The organism is uncultured Chitinophaga sp. (assembly GCF_937898475.1).
Lineage (GTDB): Bacteria > Bacteroidota > Bacteroidia > Chitinophagales > Chitinophagaceae > Chitinophaga.
In genome coordinates this window covers 37,546-57,182 of record NZ_CALEJS010000002.1, presented here as the reverse complement: position 1 = coordinate 57,182, position 19,637 = coordinate 37,546, and the positions used below count along the sequence as shown (strand labels likewise).

Below are 19,637 nucleotides of genomic sequence, written 5' to 3'. Positions count from 1 at the left end.
ACAAAAGTAACACCTACCTCAACAAAATCATAGGTGCTGTCTACCGCGACCTTACTTTGTCCTTTCCTCAGGGCGCCGCAGGATCAGCCGCCCATTCCTTTATCAGCTCAAAAGCAACATCATGCGCTTTCATTTCTTCATACTCTCTCAATTCGTGGTTACCCGTAGTTTTATCAAAAATCAGCAACAACCCGGTTTCGCTATAAGTTAATGTATTGCCTTCGAGCTTTAACAGCCAGGGGCCAGGTAAATTTCGTTTATTTTGTTGTTCCGGCAAAGCCATGCAGGATCTCAGTCAATAACCGCTGGAATGTTATCAGCTAATCTTCTACTTCACTTCCAACACTATTTGTGCCTGTTCCATTCCTTGTACCAGCGCTTTCAACATCACCCTCCCCTTCTCACCCGTAGTCCTCACCACTACCATACAACGGCCCTGCCAGGTTTTGCGCCGGGGTAATGTATAGCTCTCCACACTCCTGGGGTTTGCATTGCCTGCTGCTTCGATCACTGCGGGGCCGCTTATTTCGAACTGTACCAGCTGCTCTGCAAGCGGATGACGGACACCATTGGCATCCTGCAACTCCACTGTTACATAACTTAAGTCCTGTGTGCTGGCTTGTAAAACCGTACGGTCAGCACTCAGGTTAAGTTTTGCTACTGTTCCGGCAGTGCGTAAAATTGCAGTATTCACCACTTTGTTCTTTCTATATCCTATTGCCTTTAATGTTCCTTCCTGGTAGGGCACCTGCCATACTGCTGTAAACCTGTTGGCACGGCTGACAGGCTTTCTGCCCAGGGAACGGCCTTCCAGGAAAAGTTCTACTTCTTCGCAGGATGAATACACATTTACTTCCAGCCGCTTGCCTTCATTTCCCTGCCAGTTCCAGTGTGCTGCCACATCATGCCATTCCCAATGGCTCCAGTCTACTTTATGAGGATTGAGCGCAAAAGACGGTTGCGGGGGTTTTACAAAAACAGACAGCTGGTCTTTCTTCCACAGCACATCGCGGTAATAAGACTGAGGCCGTTTCCATCCGCAGATATCGATATCGCCGCAATAAGCCAGGTTCCAGGGATAGAAGCTCTGCTGCTGCCAGAAACCTAACCAACCGATACTGGCTTCTCCTATATAGTCAAATGCAGTCCAGACAAAATCACCTAATACCCATGGATGATCCTCCACCTCCATCCAATAGTCAAATGCTTCCAATGGAAAAGATTCTGTAGCAATGATCGTTCTTTGCGGCACACGCTGATGATCCGGCACATATTTATCCCTGGCATAGTTATACCCTGCAATATCAAGCGTAGACAGAAAAGCGTCTTTGTCCTCCGCAATACCATTTACCCCGCAGGTAATGAAGCGGGTGCTATCAATACTGCGTACATAATCACGCAGCATTTTAGCTACCCGCGCTACTTCCGGCCGCTGACGGTTCGGTATTTCATTACCGGTGCTCCACATAATAACGGAGGGATGATTTCTGTCGCGGTACACCATACTCTCCACATCCCGCTGCCACCATTTATCGAAGTACAGGTGATAGTCTTCCGGGTTCTTCTGATCCTGCCAGGTATCAAAAGCTTCATCTATCACCAGCATACCTAAACGGTCGCAGGCATCGAGGAAGGCGGGTGAAGGCGGATTGTGCGCACAGCGGATGGCATTGTATCCCGCAGCTTTCAGCAGCTCCACTTTACGCTCTTCCGCACGATCATAGGCCTTAGCGCCCAGCGGACCATTATCATGATGTACGCAGCCGCCCTTCAGTTTGATGGTTTGTCCATTGAGGCGAAAACCGTGTACGGCATCCGCTGTGATGGTACGTATACCAAATGGCGTCTCCACGCGGTCGGTTAACTGCACGTTACGATACACTTCTGTTACAGCGGTATACATTGCTGGTTTTTGTACAGACCACAACATGGGTTTTGATACTGTCATATCCTGTTCCCACCGCATGGTATCGCGGGCAGACATGTTACGGTTATCTGAAGTAACAGCCACCTCCCTGCCCTGTGCATTGAGGATGCGGCTCACTACTTTTACAGCGGCCGTTTCCTTTGTTGTATTCAGCACGGTGGTTTGCAGGTGCACTTTTGCAGCTGTTGCATTTACTTCGGGCGTGGTAACATACGTACCCCATTGCCCTACATGAACAGGCCCCATCAACTTCAGCCACACGTGACGGTAGATCCCTGAACCTGCATACCAGCGGCTGTTTTCTCCCTCATTTCTTACCTTAACCGACAGCACATTGATGGTATCCCATTTCAAACGTTCTGTGATATCATAAGAGAAAGAAGTATAACCATACGGATGTTTGCCCAGGCGTTTTCCATTGAGCCATACCTCCGCATTCATATAAATGCCGTCAAACTGCAGGTGTATCCGTTTATCCTGGTAAGTTGCAGGCAGTGCAAAGGATTTGCGATACCAACCAGTACCGCCTGTGGTGAAGCCGCCACCCGGCTGACTGATCGCATCCGGACTAAAAGGAGACTGGGTACCAGGCAGGTCTTCTATGCTCCAGTCATGCGGCAGATCGACCTGCCGCCACTGCGCATCATTAAAAGCGGGTTTGTCCGCACCCAGGGCGCCGCCGCGATGGAACCGCCAGCCCGCATCAAATAATTGTTCCCTTGTTGTATCCTGTGCAGCTGCATGAATAGCCAGCAGTAATAACAGACCGGTTAATATCCTCATTGCAATTGTGCTTTCCTTAATGTTTGAATTCTACAGTGCTTTTACCCATGTCTCGCGAAGTAGCAACAGCAATACCGCGCTGGTCTGCCTTATTCACCGCGCAATAGAAATGATAGACCACCCCGTTGTGGTATACTACACAGGACTTATGCGCAAAGCGGTCATCATAGGGCTCGGAAGAGCTGATGAGATCATCGCCACTCCAGTCTGTCCAGTGTACCAGGTCATACGAGCAGGCAAAGCGGTTAAAAGCGCCGGGGCGATCTTTCCAGAAAGCGCCGAAGTAGAACATCACCCACACGCCGTTCATTTGCTGGATATACGGATCACCGGTAATACCGGCGTGGTGGTTCAGCACCGGGTCTTTTGCATAACGCTTCCAGTGGACCATATCATCGGAAACGGCCATTCCTATACGTTCTTTCCCGCGTTTGGGTTGTAGGCTGTCTCCTTTGGCATTATAATACATCACAAAGGGATAGCCGGTTGTTTTGTTGCAATCCCAGATAACAGAACTCTTATATAGTGTATTATTCTCCCACCAGCCGGCATCGGGGTCTGTAGCTTTCAGCACCGGTGCGGGTAGCCGCTGCCATTCCCGCGGCTTCGAGGGATCCTGGGTGCTATGCGCCATACCGATGGATAGCAGTCCCTGCTCATAACCCCGGCTGCTGCCGCCAATGTAGGTCATCCAGTATTTTCCTTTATAGGCCTGCCACTGGTACGAACCGCCCCATTTATAGTCCTGCAGGGCAATGTAACCGGCTTTCTGGTTGTTATCCCAGTCAGTGGTGTCAGAGAAAGACATGATCCTGCCAAGTGTTTTCCAGTGCAGCAGGTCCTCACTGCCGGATAGCCAGGTTTCATATCCGCGGCCATCATAAACGATGTAGGTCATGTACCACTGGTCTCCTTTCCTGAATACGGTAGGGCAATCCAGCTTTTTTGAATCGTCTGCAGGAGTTAATACCAGGCCGTATTTGTAAGGTGTTTTTACCTGCTGGTAGATGCTGCTCATTATGGAATCAGGTACCTGCTGTGCGTAAGCGGCAGGTAGCATGAGCAGCAGCATGTAGGTTAATATCGTTTTCATGATGATAGTTTTGTTTGTGTGATTTGCTGCGTTTGTTAGTTGGTGTCATCATGGTTCGTCATGGCGAGGTGATGGTCTTCATTCCATAGCCTTCGCTATAACAAACCTTCAATCCCCCTACTCCCCGTTCATTACCCTCACAGGTCCCTGCAAACCTGCCGGCAGCAACGGCTTTCCTTCCAAACGGTAAGGCGCTGTAGTCCGCGTGATCCTTTGCGCTTCCGGCAGATCATGATCGCCTATCAGGCGGTTAGCCCAGGTATTGGTTACCTCAATATGCAGCTCATTGACGCCGCTGCGCAAAGCCGGTGTGATCTCCACCCGGTACGGCGGTGTCCAGGCAATGCCGCAGGATTGACCGTTCAGCGTAACAGCAGCAATATTTGCTACCGCTCCCAGGTCAAGCCAGACCTTTTTCTGCTGAGCAGCCTGCGGCTGCCAGTTAAATGTTTTTGTATAGACCGCTGTGCCTGAATAATAACGTATACCCGGATCCGTATGCCTGCTCCAATCCTGTAATGCCGTGAAAGTCTGAACTGCCGCAGGACCACCATTCGTTGTATCAAACGTCACCTGCCAGGGTCCTTCCAATGTTTGCAAGGCCTGGAATGAACGCCAGTTATTACCGCGGTGCTGTACTTCCTTCGTACTGCGTTGCAGTACAATGAACACAGCACCGCTGGGGGACAATTGCAGCGGCAGCAACGTCCTGCCTTTTTCCATCTTCCATTTTTGCGCATCGCGGATCTCCCCACTCAGCGGATCCCATAGTTCAGGCACCTTACCGCTTACACGAAGAGAAAGCTGCACAATGCGGGAAGTATCTTCCTGGTTAGAGATAAAATAAATGTCCGCACCCGGCGTACGGCGGTGGGCCCATACAATTCCCGCGGGCGCTATTACATCAGGCATTACATTGAATGATTGCCCTTTTGTCAGTATAGTAGCCCCGGCCTTTTTCAGGGCCTGTAAACGAGCTGCCACTTCAGCTGAGAACCCAGCGCTGTCAGGAGACAAAGGATGGGTACCCGGCAAAACCAGTGCTGCATAACTGGCGCCACCAGGCAACTCGATACGGCCATTATGCACACGCGCCAGGCGTAACAATGCATCCCGGTTTATCGCATCATAAGCATATCTGTTAATCCCCGGCATAATCGCTTCCAGCCGTTCGGGCAGTATAGCGCGGCGCGGTATCTCTTCACCGGTAAACACCGCCAGGTCTGCCACGGGAACACCCTGCTGCAGCAAAGCCTGGCAACGCTGTGCGTAGCTCACCCATGCGCGGCCGGGTTTCCACCAGGTCTGGTCGCGCTGAAAATATAACCCCACACCATCCAGTGTCATACCCGGACGGCGGTCCATCCACGGATTGTGCGTAAACACATGATACACCAGGCGGTTAACACCTGCCGCATAATTTTTATCGCCCAGTGCTTTCAACATCCCGGGATGTTCATCCCAACCCATGCGTAAGGTGGTGAACGCTTCTGCCTGGATCAACTGCTTACCGTAGATATGTGCGCCGGAGATAGCGTCCAGCATGTCATTGGGTTTATCATGCGTAGGTGAGCGAAACCAGAACTCGCCCATCGGTATATCCACTGCGCTGAAATGCGCCATACCATCGCTTGTCATGGTAGGCGCCACATTTTCAGCGCTGAAGCTGCAGCCTTTTTCCTTTGCCAGCTGCGCCATGGTACCGTAGAATTTATCTGTTACCAGTTCAGCAATGGTTTGCCGTACATCGTGCAGAAAACGTTCTGACGCGGCGGCGCTTTTCAAAGGCACACCTGTCATCACAGGCAGCCAGGGCAGCAGGTCATAACCGCGGCGGCGGCGGAATTCTTCCCTGAATACAGGCGACCAGTTCTGGCTGCCGCATTCCCAGCTGTCCACATGAAAGATCTTCAGTACCCGTGCTACAAGTGCAGGGTCCAGCTCGCGATAGGCTGCCCCGAACCAGCGGTCAAATTGTAAACGGATAGCGGCCGGGTTGAACTTATCACATTCAAGACCTGCCGCCGCACCGCCCGTGGCATTGGTATGCCCGGTAGAAGTATGCCCTATACGCAGGAGGGTCCACCTGCCCGGTGGAACGTGCCATTGCAAACGGCCAGAAGCATCCATCTTTGCCGTGAGATCAATGACCTTGTTCATCGGCACGCAAAGTGAATCAGGCAGCTGGCCCGCAGTAGTGCCGCGGCTCACACGCCACACCTCGCCCGTCTTACCTTCAAACTGGTGGATCCTCGGCGCTGATGACAGCCTGATGCCACATACTTTCAGTACCGGCTTCCATTTGGCGGCATCCAGGTCTTCTGCACCAGGATCAGATCCCGTGGTGTCATACACCAGTCTGAAATAACGTGCAGTGGTAGGCGTTATAGCATGCGTTACACCGGCATCACTATCCTGCCATCCGTGCCGGGGCGCTTCCAGCCTGGTGATCGTACGGAATACTTTTCCGTCATCGCTGGCGCTCACTATCAGGCGCTGCGCCTGGTAATTGGGACCATTGGTACGGATTTGGATGGTGCGGCAGGTAAAAGGTTGTTCGTAGGAAAACTGTATCCAGCCGCCGGCATCGCTCCGGAAATTTTTCCGGTTATCATCGTTCAGCAGAAAAGAAGCATCCACCCCCGGAAGGCTGGTGCTTACACGCGGCTTTGCCATCACACCTTCACCTTCGGGCGAAGGAAAGGCCATCACCGCAATATCGCGGTAATAGCCCTGGTATGCTGCCGGACGCGCCAGTGTATCATTGAACTGCCGGCTACCCGGCACTTGTGTGGTGGTATACACCACCTTCTGCATAGACAGCTCAGGCGTGATCCATGGACCGCCTGCCAGTGCAAAGCCATCGGAAGCATGCATGGCTAATTGTATACCCAAACGGTCTGCTTCCTGCATGGCATGTCGCAGCATCTCCCACCATTGCGGTGATAGCTGTGCCACCGTCGGCTCCATCAAAGGAGGATTCGCAACGCCTTTGATAGGCATGAGATATGCGCCGCCGATACCTGCTTCCCGCATGGCTTCCAGGTCTGCCGTAATACCGGCCCTGGAAACACTGGCCTGCATCCAGTACCAGAATACCCATGGTTTAGCTGCAGCAGGTGGATGGCGGAAAGCGGCTTCAAGACCTCTATCCTGGGCAACAGCCGGTAACACGCTCATCCACCCCAGGAAAAAGAAGAATATAATTGCTTTCATCATGCCTTTTGAAAAACTGATTTCAGGTAAGCGGTATTGGCGCCGAAGTTCCATTTTACATTACGCGGATCTTTTGCATCGCGGGAACGTTCTATGACCAGCCATCCGCGCCAGCCCATCTTATCCAGCGTTCTCTTTACTTTGGGTAAATGAATGCGGGTATTATCCTTCAGCCATACGCCATCTTTATCCGTACAATGTATCTGGCAGATACGGTCCCTGCCCAGTATGCGTAATTCCTGCTGCAGGTCGCGGCCTCCCTCCAGTGCATTGGCGAAATTGAAATAGCTCTGGATGGCGGAAGACCCGATATCGTCCAGCAGCTTTACTTCGCCGGTGGCATCCAGTGCGGTCTCAATGCCAATGATCACACCGGCTTTCTCTGCCTGCACGGCTACTGCTTTTAATCGCTCCACTATCACCGGTCGCAGGTGGGGGAATTTTACCAGGTCGCCCTGTATACCTAAAGGCAGGAAAGCTACTTTCACCTGCAGCTGCTGCATCGTATTGATACAATCCTGCACCATACGGTCCACGCCTTCACGTTCTGCAAATGATTGCGCATAGAAACCAGACATGGCCACAGAGCTGATCTGTACCTGCTGCTTACGCGCTTCATCCAGGAACTGCTGGCGAATAGCCGGGTCTCCCAGTTTGCTGTCAAATGTTTCGCGGTTGCCTAAGCCACCCATATCCAGTTCAACACCATCTGCGCCAATCTCCCGGGTCAGCTTGAATGCACCCAGCTTCTGCCGCTTCAGGATCATCCAGTCGCATACCGCTATGCGGTACCGCTGGGCTGCAGGTGTTGCACCCCAGGCAAAGTGCTGGTGAAAGAGCGTTGCCGTGGCGGCAAGCGTTGAGTTAATAATAAATCTACGACGATCCATAAGTGAATATTATAAAGGCCACTGGCCGTTTTCAATCTTTGTCAGCTGCAGTTTCGCAGGGTCTATCTTTACATACTTAATACGTTCACGCCGCCAGGTGTACACGATATGAATAAAGCCATCGGCGCCAACGATCACTGAAGGATAAGAATACTGGCTGACCGGCGAATCTTCCAGTACCAGGGCGGCATTCCATATTTTACCATCATCGGATACCGATACATTCAACGGCGTACGCGGACCTTTCACCTTGCCATCGGGCGGCAGCACATGATTATACACCAGCAGCTGGCGGCCATCCTGCAGGGTCACTGCATCGGTACCGGAATTGTTATTAGGCAAGGTAGTGGTATCCAACGGTGACCAGCTACGCCCATTGTCTGTACTCCATGATTGCAGCACAGCCCTGTTCTTACTCCTGCACAGGATCTGCAGGCGGCCATCTTTATAAAAGAGTACGCTGGGCTGTATGGCATTGAAGCTGGCGCCACCGTCTACCGGGCCTATCTTCTCCCAGGTTTTGCCCTGGTCTTTTGTCAGCTCAAAGTGGATGCGCCAGCGGTCGCCTTCCGTACTGGAAGGGCAAAGCAGTGTACCATCACTTAAGCGCACCGGCTTATTCTTTACAGGGCCCAGGTATCCCTCCGGTAAAGCAGCGGGGGTTGACCAGCTGGCGCCGCCGTCTCTGGACCGGATCATCCAGCCTTTCCAGGCGGCTACTTTAGGCCCGACCTTGTAGAATAACAGCAGGTCGCCGCCCGGTACCTGGTACAATACGGGGTTCCAGCAGGCAAAGCGGCTGCCGTCTGCCTGCACGCCATTGGCTACTTCCACGGGGGCCGTCCAGCTATTGTTGCCTTTATCCTTCCGGCTAACCCAGATGCCAACATCGGGATGACGTTCCTTGGTACCGCCAAACCAGGCAGCTATCAAACCTTTGTTTGTCTCGGCAATAGTGGCGGCATGACAGGAAGGAAAAGGCGCCTTTTCGAAAATGAATTCATCCGTCAGGATACCTTCTTTCCAGGTTCGTTCCCGGGCTGCCTGCCCATTGGCAAATAAAGCGGCCATTAATAAAAGACAGGTGCTGAAAATACGTGTATACATCATGGTTGTTTCCGTTTTTATGGTGCTTCACTTTCAAATGCATATTCTCCTGAGCCAACTTCAAACACGGCACGGCCTTCTTCCATCCGCAGGAAGCGTACACCTGCGGATAATGTTGCGGCCCTGCCGCCTTCCTGTACCTGTGCGGCATTGTGCGCAGGCATATAGATCAATGCTGTTGTATTGGCGGGGATGTTTATCTTCCAGCAAAAGCGGCCATTCTCCCTTTTCCACTTACTACCAATAAGTCCATACATGGAATGAAAGGAAGCATCAACTTCGTTTAGTCCCTGCGGTAGTGCAGGCTGCATGACGATCTGTTTAAACGCAGGATGATCTGCTGCCGTACGGATACCTGCCAGGTCTTCGTAATACCAGATCAGCAGGTCGCCCAGCAGCATTACGTGGTTGTGGGAGTTCATACCGGGATTGGCGGTATTACCGTTCCACAGTTCCCAGATGGTAGTAGCGCCCTGTTCCACCATGTATCCCCAGGAGGGATAGTCGCGGTTGGCTGCCATACGGTAAGCCAGATCGGGGCGGCCCATTCTTGTGAGGCTCCGCATCAGCCATTGTGTGCCGATCACACCGGTACTGATATGGGTATTATACCTGTACTGAATGGCCGCAGCCATACTGTCAAACACGGCTTTGCGCGCATCAGCGGGAACCATATCGAAATACAGGGGCAGCAGGTTGGCGGTAACCGTGTTGTTACTGTACCGGGCAAGGTCTTTATGAAAGAACTGCTTATTGAAGGCCGTTTTTATACTATCTGACAGCGCAGCGAAAGCCTTTACATCTGCCTGATTATCCAGTAAAGCGGCAAAGCGCTGCATCAGTGTAAGCAGCTTGTAGTAATATGCTGTGGCTAACAGCGTGCCGTCTGTTTTGCGGCCCGGATCCTGCGAGTGTATGAGCTGCAATGATTCAGGCGGCACACACCAATCGCCATATTTATCTTTTGTAAGGAGGTAATTTTTCATGTATTTGCCCTGCATATATGCCAGCCATTTTTTCATGGAGCCATAATGCCTTTCGATGGAACGCTCGTCGCCAAACTGCTCATACAACATATTTGCCACCAGAATATAAACACCGGGCCAGGTAACATTATCACTGTAGTAACGCCAATAGGCTGGCGCCACATCCGGGATAGCGCCTTCGGGGGTTTGTGCGTCCGCAATATCATCCAGCCATTTGGCATAGAGGCTGGCATTGCCAAAGAGGAAGCTCTCACCATGCGCCCCTGTTGCGCGGTCGCCCAGCCAGGGCATACGTTCATTACGCTGCGGGCAGTCCAGCGGCATGCCTTTATAATTACCGCGAATACCGCGGTACGCATTGTGATATACCTGGTTCAGTGTGCTATCTGATGAATGAAAGGATCCCGTAGTTGGGATCGCATCATAGATCACATGACCTTCTGCTTCCGGTAATGCTGTTGCGGTAACTTCCACATAACGAAAACCATGGTATACAAATACCGGGTGCCAGGTTTCCAGTCCTTCTCCTTTGAAAGTATATTCATCCGTTACCCTGGCGTCCCGCAGATTGGCAACAAACAAGGTGCTGTCAGGCTGCAGGGTTTCTGCAAAGCGCAGCTTTACCTTTTCACCGCGCCGGCCTTTTGCTTTTATCTGCAGCCAGCCCACCATATTCTGGCCCATATCCAGGATATATTTGGACCGGGCTTTAAAAATTCGTACCGGCTTCACGGTATCCATGATACGCATGGGTTCATTCAGCTGGGCTTCCAGCCGGCCGCCGGGAGCTTGTACCAGTTCCGGTTGTAGCCAGTGACTGTCATCAAAACCGGTGGTATGCCAGCCGGGCATCTCTTTGGTGGCATCGTACTCTTCCCCATCATACAGGTTGTTGCTGCGGATGGGGCCATCCGTGGTCAGCTTCCAGCTTTGATCGCTTACAATGGTTTGACGATGGCCGTCTGCATAATCTATTTCCAGCTGCAGCAACAGCTTGGGATACCCAAAAGTGCGGATCTTATGCGGCTTATAGGCCTGTCGCATAGTGAAGAAAAGGCCGTTGCCCAATACCATGCCGATTGTGTTGCCGCCTTTTTTCAGCGCTGCTGTTACATCGAATGTATTGTACTTTACCGCTTTGGTAAAATCAGTGGCCGCCGGTGCCAATACCTGGTTGCCGATGCGTTGACCGTTCAGGTAAAGTTCATATAACCCGGGTCCCGCAATATAAACAGTCGCTCTTTTAACGGCAGGTTTTGCATCAAAGGTCTTCCTGAGATAACGGGCAGAGAGCCGGGAAAACTTACTTTGCGCGCTATCCCATGGAAAGGCGCGGTCCATCCCTATCCAGGAGGCTTTCCATGCGTTGGGCGAAAGCAGTCCCATACTCCATTGGGCGGGCGCGCTCCAGTTACTTTCTCCCTTATTGGTCCATACTTTTACTTTCCAGTAGTATACATGGCGGCTTTGTAATGCCTTTCCCGCATATGGAATATGAATGGACTGCCCGGAGCTTACCTTACCTGAATTCCAGCACCCGCCTTCATTAGCTGCCAGCTGCTCAGGAGAATCCGCCACTATCACCTGGTAGGCGGTTTGCATGATATGCCGTTGCGAACCTGTTATTTCCCAGCTTAAGCGCGGAGCCTCTATATCAATGCCCATTGGATCATTACGCATTTCGCAACGCAGGTGCTGCAGCTGTATACCATGCTGCGCAGCTGCGGCAAATGCCCACAGTTGCATGATAATCGTGTATATGAAAAACATCCGGCCCTGCACAGCTATTCAGTTTTTAGCGATCCGATATAAAAGGCGGCCTCTTCTTCCGGTGTACCCGCATCGGGCAGATCATCCGGCTGAATAGCCGGTGTGTCTGCATTTGGAAAATGGCGTGGCATTCCTGTGCGGAACACGATCTTGTTCAGGCCATCTACCGGCGCGAAGGTCAGCTGGGTAAGCACATCCTTTCCGTTGATGTTCACCGTATAGAAGCGGTTAGCGGTATTGAAAGTGATACGGATGGTATAATTAACACCTGCTTCATATTGCAGGATGTTCTTAAACTTGGCGCCCGACTTTGCACGTAAGGTGCCATCCGTATCAAAGGTCAGCCTGATGGCAGGGTTATTTTTTGCATTCTGCAGTTCTACCTGCAGCATGCCCTTTCCCCGCTGCTGCAGCGTAACGCTGAACTCCACGGTGCCGGTTTGTGTTGCGGGGAACAAACGTTCTGCTTTAGCGTAGTCGTAAGGATCTTTATCTCTCAGCACCAGGGCCGGGCCTGCGGGTGTCTCTTCCATTTTCACGGGGGCCCAGCAGGGACTGTAGATGTTCCATTTATCCAGGGCCCTTGCTGGCGGCATCTGTTTAAAGACTTCATTCACGGGACCATCCGCCTTATCCTGAACAGGCACCGGAACAGCAGCCACCCAGATATCCTCTTTGCTCATGCTGTAGCTTACCCACAGCTTGCCATCCGGCGGTGTGCCATTACCTTCGGTAATCCCTCTGACATACTGCGGACCGTAATCCTTGAAATGACCTGCGTAGCGCAGGGGAGAGATCTCTCCATGCACCAGCAGTAAATTCGTATAGTCCAGGCCGTTCTCACTTACTGAAATAGCCAGGGGCCAGCGGTAATCAGAAGGATTATACACGGTGGCGTAACGGCCGTCTGAAGTACGTTGCCCCCAGATCTTTGCATTGGCATTCACAAAGCCCGGCGCACGTACGGCAGATGACGGCCAGCTTTTCCCACCATCTGTACTGATGGCGGTGAGTGCATTTTTCCACAGCCCTACCACCCTCCCATCCGGGAGATGGTAATAACTCAGCGCCTTATACTGCTTCTTAAGCGGGATCAGCGGATCATTCCTGTCTGCTTCTTCATTCCATTGCTGGGTAACCAGCGGGTTATCCAGCAACTCTTTACAGGCTGCCACAAATGCTTTATCCGTGCTGGAAGTATAAAAAGGATAATCCGTATTCTGCTCATTCCAGCCCGCATTATAACGGATGAAATAAATAGGGCCGAAACTGCCATCAGGTAATATTTCTCTTACCACGCGGCCTATACCGTGACCATCATTGGGATCGTCGTTTATGTCCAGGCAGATACCATAGAAAGCCAGCGCCAGGAGGCGGTTATTCTTTGTTGTGTAGAAACCCATACGCTGATGCATGACCGCATACAGGTCTTTTGCCACACCGGGCTGCCCTTCTTTCCGGGTACCGTCCGGTACTTTGTAAGGAGGAAACAGCACAATGGGTTTTGACCACCGATAACCATCCTTTGAGGTGGTCAGCAGTGTCTGCCCCGGCGGAATATGCTCCCCTATTTTATCGCTCAGGTATTCCAGGTAAAACATATTATTCCAGTATGCCAGCATGGGAGCATGGTTGTAGGTCCAGCCCATTCCTTCCGCCAATTCCGGGTGTTCGCGGTTGGCGCGCAATACCTGTATGTTGTGCACTCCCATAGCGGGCGATAACTGCCCATGATGGTAGTCGATATTCACCCTCGTAGCACCGGCGTAACGAACGGTGTCATGCCGTGCAGCTAACAATCCGTCCAGGATGGATTCCTTCACCTGAACGATGGTTCCGTGCTTATGTCCAACGGGCACATATACCTCGTCTGAAATATCAGTGAACGTCTTAAAGTCTTTTGTGCTGGCTGCGCCATAATACTTATCGCGGTAGGCATCAAAATAGATCAGCCACGCTTTGTTCACTTTGGTAACAGTGGGCCCTTCAGTAAAATGAGGTGTAAAGGCGCGGGAAACATTGGTATACGGTCCTGTTGCGTGCGGTCCGGAAGCTACCTTAATATTACGTTCAGGGCGCGTATTATCTTTCAGCACCAGCGTATATTTCCCCGCAGCGGTTGGTACCACTACAGCGTCGATCACACTGAAGCCGGGGTCCATGAATAGTTTTGCAGGGCTGAATGTCCGGAAGTCTTTGGTAGTGGTAAAGTACAGGCGATGATTATTGTCTTCATCCTCCTGCCCTTTTGGAAAACGTTGTGGAATGGTGGAAGCCCAGATAATAATGTATTGTTTGCTGTCGCTGTCGTAATACAATTCCGGCGCCCATACATTTACCGTAGCAGGTTCATGCGCCATTACATCGATGGTGCGTTGTTCTGTCCAGTGTACCAGGTCTTTTGAGCTGGCGTAGCCAAAGCCTTTATCGCCTTTCCAGCCGCTGGTCCACACCAGGTGAAAAGTGCCGTCGGGGCCCTGCACCATGGAAGGATCACGCATTACCGGCTTATCACCGACTGCCGGCCGCAATAAAGAACGGCCCAGGTCTGACCAGTGATAGCCATCGTAACTGTACAACAGGTGCAACCCGTCAGTAGCCGGTTCACGAAAAGAAGTAAAGAGATAAACCTCACGGCCCGGCACATAAGTATCGAGGATCAGTACCCAGTCGTTACCGTTCTGCTGCACACCGGGAGGATCAAAAGTAGCTACGCCTTTATTAGGATATTTACCGATCAATGTAACCTGCCCGTTACGGGGGTTGAACCAGTAAGCTTTTACCGTATCGCCGGCTATCTTACCCATATTCACCTGTATTGTACGGCCGGTGTAGGTATAAATGAAAGCATATTGCTTACCACGGGTAGCGACAAGGTGTTCGTATTTTTCACCGGCATCACCGGCAATCAGCGACTGATCAGGCACGCGATCAAAGTAGGGGCGCGACATCATCAGATCTTTCAGGTATTTCATCTGGCGGGCGCCTTCATCATCAATGGCGTGATACCAGTAATCTTTTACGCCGTAGTTGGCATCTGTATCGCCGGGCTTATGCATTTGCATCACGGCATTGTTACCATAGGTGTACCCGGCGCCACCTGCAAATACACACCAGTAACCATAACGCCGCACATCAGCGGCCGACCAGAAAGGCTGCAAAGTATCATGCAGGCCCTGTGGAATACCTTCATAGGAAGGTTCTCCATCCAGGGTAGGTTTTACAGGCCTACGCTGATAGTCTGCCTGGATATATCGCCAGTTGTCTTCCCCGTAATGCAGCTCTCCTGCCGAGGTATCCTGTGCATAATTGCGGTGCCCGGATTGGAACATGTTGAACTGCAGCCAGGGCTCGTTATGGAACCATTGGGACGACTGAAAGCGGCCACGCGGGTGATAGGTGGCAATGTGCCCTGGATCATATTTATGCAGGGTAGCACCGATGGTGTTCCATACCGCCAGTGAATCGCTGCCTTTAATATCGCCGCCATTGAGCCAGATAATATTAGGCTTGCTTTTATACCTGTTGGCCAGCCATGCAGTATAAACACGTGCCTGTTCCTGTGTAACCAGCCCGGCTTTCACATTGGAGCCCCACACCGGCACCAGGGCCATATACAGGCCTTTCTCCGCTGCCTTATCAATAATATAATCCACGTGATCCCAGTAATCATATTGCAGGGTATCATTAAAAGCATTGCCGGGCGTAGTGCGTGGACGCGCAATATTTTTATTCTCCAATGCGGCATCGCCGTAGGCGTTCACCTGCCGCGCGCTGTGAATCACCATTACCTGTATAACGTTGAAGCCCTTACTGCGGCGATCTTCCAGGTACTTTTCCGCTTCTTCACGGGTAAGTTTATTAAAGAGGAGCCAGCCGGTATCGCCCAGCCAGAAGAAAGGCGCACCGGAGGCAGTGGTAAAATACCTGCCATTGGCGGAGATTTTCAGTGGTTGCACACGGGGGGACTGGGCAAATGCGCTGATCTTTGCCGTTAGTAAAATCAATAAAAATATCGCGGTTCTAGGCATACTTCTTTTTCCGGTTACTGGTTTTTCGGATAGTAATCGTCTGGCTTTGGGCAAAGGGTTTACTCTTCATTATTGGCAGAAGGGTCTTCCTCCCCCGTCTGCCCCTTCCTCCATACCTCCACTCAAAACGCCTTCCTGATCCACGCCACCACCGGGCCTGTACCCGGGTTATCCAGTGCTACCTGGTTCCCACCACTCACCTTGGCTGTTTTGATCAGACGGCCATCCTTTGGATCTATCCATGTTACTGTACAGGATCCTTTCATATTACGGAGGTCTGCCTTTGCAATACCCGTGCTGTAGATAATATATTCCTTCCCTTTATTGCCAAGCACATATTCCCCTGCAGGTCCATTTACCGGCTGCATCGCTGCTGCCGCCTGCAGGAAAGCCGTATCTGCTATCGCAGGTAAACCTGCAAGCGAGCCTCCCGCCATAAACACCGCCCAGGCCTGTTCATCATAGGCGCTGGCTGTATAGGTAACCGCCTTAGCGGGATAACGATCCCGGTACTCACGTACTGCCCGGTATACCTGTGCAAAATTGCTGCGTTTGGGTTTGAGCAAACGGGCATGCTGGCGCGGAGCCAGGTTTTGCCCGCCCTGCGGCGCATACAGGCTGCTATCCGGCTGGTAATGCCACTGGCGTATATCTATTACCGATATAGCGCGCGAGCGCACCGGGTCAGCGAGGATCGCATCCTGCACATCCTTTGTTACGCTGAGCCCCACTGTTACGGGTTTGCCGGTCTCTTTTTCCCATTCAAGGATGGTATCGATCCAGAACTGCACAAAAGACAAAGGACCTGTAAACTCCTGCCCTATCAGCTGGATAACGCCATTGTTGCCGCCGAAGTTCTCCAGGCACTGGCGGATGTAAGCCCGGTGCAATTTGCGACGCACCGGGTTGTTTACATCGTAGAACTGAGCGGCCATAAAAATGCGTTTATCGCCCGCATAGGGAGGCGGTTCGGGAAAGCCGGTATGGTTGATATTGTTGGCAGAACGCCAGGGAAAATCCGCCCAGTGCGCCCCTGCTTCAATAATGTTGTGCTGGAAATAGTGCTGATGCACCAGTACCAATCCTTCCTGGTCTGCCAGGTCGGCAAACTGCTTCAGGCGCAGCCAGTACCAGTGATTATATTTTGTAAGGTCATAACGGCTAAGCCCATCCCAGGCGGCATCCTGTCCGCTGCGGGCAAAAGGCTGTTCATAAAAAGGCGGCCATACTTCACCGTCCATACGGCGCACACGCTCATGATCATCACGGCGGCGCTCATACCAGAGCCCGTAATTGTGTTCCAGTGCTACAATATGATGTTCCTTCATCCACCTGCTTACGTCGGGCAGATCATCTGTGAGCCCCGTACCAGTGCGTCCCGGTACAAAACGGGTGATGTGGGGCGATGCTTCCTTTATACCGTCAGGATGTACGTTGCCACGCCACCAGGACACTTCATGCCGCGAGCCGGTGAGCACAGCTTTACCACGCAGCAGCCAGCCGTTGGACAAATGCATGGGGGCAGCGCCGTTTGAAGGTTGAAGGGTTTGAGAGTTTGACGGTTTGAAGGTTTGAGCGCCCGCGGTTTGTGTGGGGATCGGATTACGTGTGGCGCTATTAGCGATCCAGTCTTTCAGTTGTACCAGTGGTTGGGCGGCAGCGGTGGTCAGGGCTGCGGCTACCTGTACAGAAGGACTACTGGATGCTTCCGATCCAACAGGTAGCAATTGTGCGCGCTGCAATACCTCCTTCCCTACTCTTTCTGCCAGCTGCGCATAGTATAAACTGCGCGGTTGAATATGTTCGTTAGATGCTTCCCAGTAGCCGTCTCCCTGGAATTGCGCCCAGGCGCCGAAACACCAGTTATTGGCGCCGGGAGGACGGTAACAATCTATGCGGGCGGCGCTGCATTGCCACAGTACACTATTGGCAGCGCACCATCCGGCGCCCTGGCCATCCTGTCCGCGGTTGCCAAAGCGCAGGGCTTGTCCGTCGATATTAACAATATCAAACAATACACCGGAGGCCCAGCTGTCAATAGTGCCGCTGAAGTTAAATGGTAAGTGTGCTTCGCATTGTACAAATGCATTTGGTCCGGCGGCACAGAAGCCTGCGGCAAAATCGTGATAGCCATGTTCTGCATACAGGCGTTGAAAAAGGCATTGCTGGCCGCTGGTAAAGAAAGTATAACGGCGCTGCCCGCCAATTTCAGACACAGGTGCAAGCGAGATACAATCCTCCACCGTTACCCGTCTGGCAGTTTCAAGCACCGCTACTGCCGAACCGGCAAAATGCTCAAAGGTAACCTGCCGCACCCATGCATCAGCGATGTTTTCCAAAGTGATGGCCATCCAGCGGTGATCTTCATCTTTGGGTTGGTGCTGATCATAGGAGGAACGGCAACGCAGGTGTTCTACCCCGCTGTTCATGATACGGCCCGGCCACTGGTATGTTGCTATTGTTGCACCGCCATAGGCAGTGTCCAGCGCAGTGGTCAGCGGCGCATCCAGGGTAATGGTGCTGCCATTTACGGCAGTGATGGTACGGTCCCAGTCAATATCACGCTCACCGGGTTTCCAGCCCAGGGCGGTAATGCCCCCGCCAAAATGGTCCATTCCCAGTAATTTGATCCAGGCTATGGTAGAAGGCCGGTGCACGATCACCTTATCACCGGCTTTGAACTGCTGCGGATGATCTACGTGCAGGGTTTGTGCATTCACTGGTACATAGGTATCGGTGATCCTGGCAGGCGCTGAAAGGGAACGGTTGTTAATACCTGTGATCCGTATCAGCGTTTGCCTGTCAAATCCTGTACCGTTCAGTATCGTACCTGATCCGCCCATACCGCTGCCCCGCAGTATTACACCGGACGCGCGGATACGAAGACTGCCTGCAATATCATACTGCCCTTTCTGCAGCAACACCGCTCCGCGGATGCCCTGCTTATCAGCCGGCAGTGCAGACACCTGGTCCAGCGCGGCCTGTATGGTTGCCGTGGCATCCCCTTTTACCAGGGGCACTACCACGCGCACGGGAACATCCGGGATGGCCTGTTCTCCGGCCATGTAACCGCAATAAGAAAAATCGGGTATACGGTTGCCCTGCGGATCAGGCGTATACACCAGTGTGCCGCCGGTATTCAGACTTACCGGCGGCAGTGGCTTGGGCTGTTTTGGCGATTGGGCATATGCGTTAACAGCCAGTAGAACAGTAAATAAGCTAGTCGTTAATTTCATTTCGATCCTGCCTCCCGCCTTTTCTTCCAGTCCTGCTCCGCCTGTTTCATGTTAATACCGGCGGCAGCAAGATAATTGTTGATCCGGCCTTTATATTTTCCAAACCATTGATGTTTCTTTTCAGAGGAGCCTGCATCCATAGCATGTTCCCTTGCTTCCACCAGCCAGGCCATGATCTGCGCCCGTTGCTGCTCCGTAAGATCGGGCAGCATGTCCGTATACACCCTGTAAGTAAGCGGCAGCACACCATAGGTCATGCCATCCTTTACCTGGTTCACCTGTTGTGCATTCAGCCTGGCAGAGAGCTTCGCGAGATAATCGTTATGCAGCTGCTGCAGCCGCTTCGCCTTGCCGGTGGTATCCGATACAGCATCCAGCTCATTGAGCCGCAGGTACTGCCCTGCTATAATATCCCGTACTTCAGCGGCTCTGGCTGCGTCAGTAAGGCCAAGGGTAGTTACGATCTTCTCCGCACGTTGTGTAACCACACGCACGTAGGCAGTATCCTGCGCCTTCGGCGTCTGAGCCATGGCCGGGATCGCTGCGAACAGGCATCCCGCTAAAAGTAAAAAGCATATCTTTTGCATACCAGCAGATT

Annotated in this window: 10 protein-coding genes; all 10 read right to left on the bottom strand. The window is 52.2% G+C overall.

Translation table 11 applies throughout. The features are described 5' to 3' along the window. Positions 1-67 precede the first annotated feature (67 nt). Positions 68-283 carry a hypothetical protein gene (locus Q0577_RS00170; protein WP_298731590.1) on the bottom strand — a complete coding sequence of 72 codons (216 nt, stop codon included), beginning with the start codon at positions 281-283 and terminating at the stop codon, positions 68-70. Positions 284-328: 45 nt separating this feature from the next. Next, positions 329-2,710: a glycoside hydrolase family 2 TIM barrel-domain containing protein gene (locus Q0577_RS00165; protein WP_298731589.1), complete on the bottom strand. Its 2,382-nt coding sequence runs from the start codon at positions 2,708-2,710 to the stop codon at positions 329-331. Positions 2,711-2,726: 16 nt separating this feature from the next. After that, positions 2,727-3,803: a glycosylase gene (locus Q0577_RS00160; protein ID WP_298731588.1), complete on the bottom strand. Its 1,077-nt coding sequence runs from the start codon at positions 3,801-3,803 to the stop codon at positions 2,727-2,729. Between the two features lie 117 nt (positions 3,804-3,920). Further along, on the bottom strand, positions 3,921-7,022 hold the full coding sequence (locus Q0577_RS00155; protein WP_298731587.1) for a glycosyl hydrolase: 3,102 nt from the start codon (positions 7,020-7,022) through the stop codon (positions 3,921-3,923). Continuing rightward, positions 7,019-7,909 (bottom strand): TIM barrel protein, encoded by an 891-nt coding sequence (locus tag Q0577_RS00150; protein WP_298731586.1) that lies wholly within the window; start codon positions 7,907-7,909, stop codon positions 7,019-7,021. Before Q0577_RS00150 ends, Q0577_RS00155 begins: the two co-directional genes overlap by 4 nt. A 9-nt stretch (positions 7,910-7,918) precedes the next feature. Next, positions 7,919-9,019 (bottom strand): sialidase family protein, encoded by a 1,101-nt coding sequence (locus Q0577_RS00145; RefSeq protein WP_298731585.1) that lies wholly within the window; start codon positions 9,017-9,019, stop codon positions 7,919-7,921. A gap of 14 nt (positions 9,020-9,033) precedes the next feature. Continuing rightward, positions 9,034-11,748: an alpha-L-rhamnosidase gene (locus Q0577_RS00140; RefSeq protein WP_298731584.1), complete on the bottom strand. Its 2,715-nt coding sequence runs from the start codon at positions 11,746-11,748 to the stop codon at positions 9,034-9,036. Positions 11,749-11,786: 38 nt separating this feature from the next. After that, positions 11,787-15,731 (bottom strand): DUF4038 domain-containing protein, encoded by a 3,945-nt coding sequence (locus Q0577_RS00135; RefSeq protein WP_298731583.1) that lies wholly within the window; start codon positions 15,729-15,731, stop codon positions 11,787-11,789. Positions 15,732-15,925: 194 nt separating this feature from the next. Then, positions 15,926-19,039, bottom strand: coding sequence for a DUF6298 domain-containing protein (locus tag Q0577_RS00130; RefSeq protein ID WP_298731582.1), 3,114 nt, complete (start codon positions 19,037-19,039; stop codon positions 15,926-15,928). Beyond that, on the bottom strand, positions 19,036-19,626 hold the full coding sequence (locus Q0577_RS00125) for a DUF3826 domain-containing protein (protein ID WP_298731581.1): 591 nt from the start codon (positions 19,624-19,626) through the stop codon (positions 19,036-19,038). Before Q0577_RS00125 ends, Q0577_RS00130 begins: the two co-directional genes overlap by 4 nt. Between the last annotated feature and the right edge of the window lie 11 nt (positions 19,627-19,637).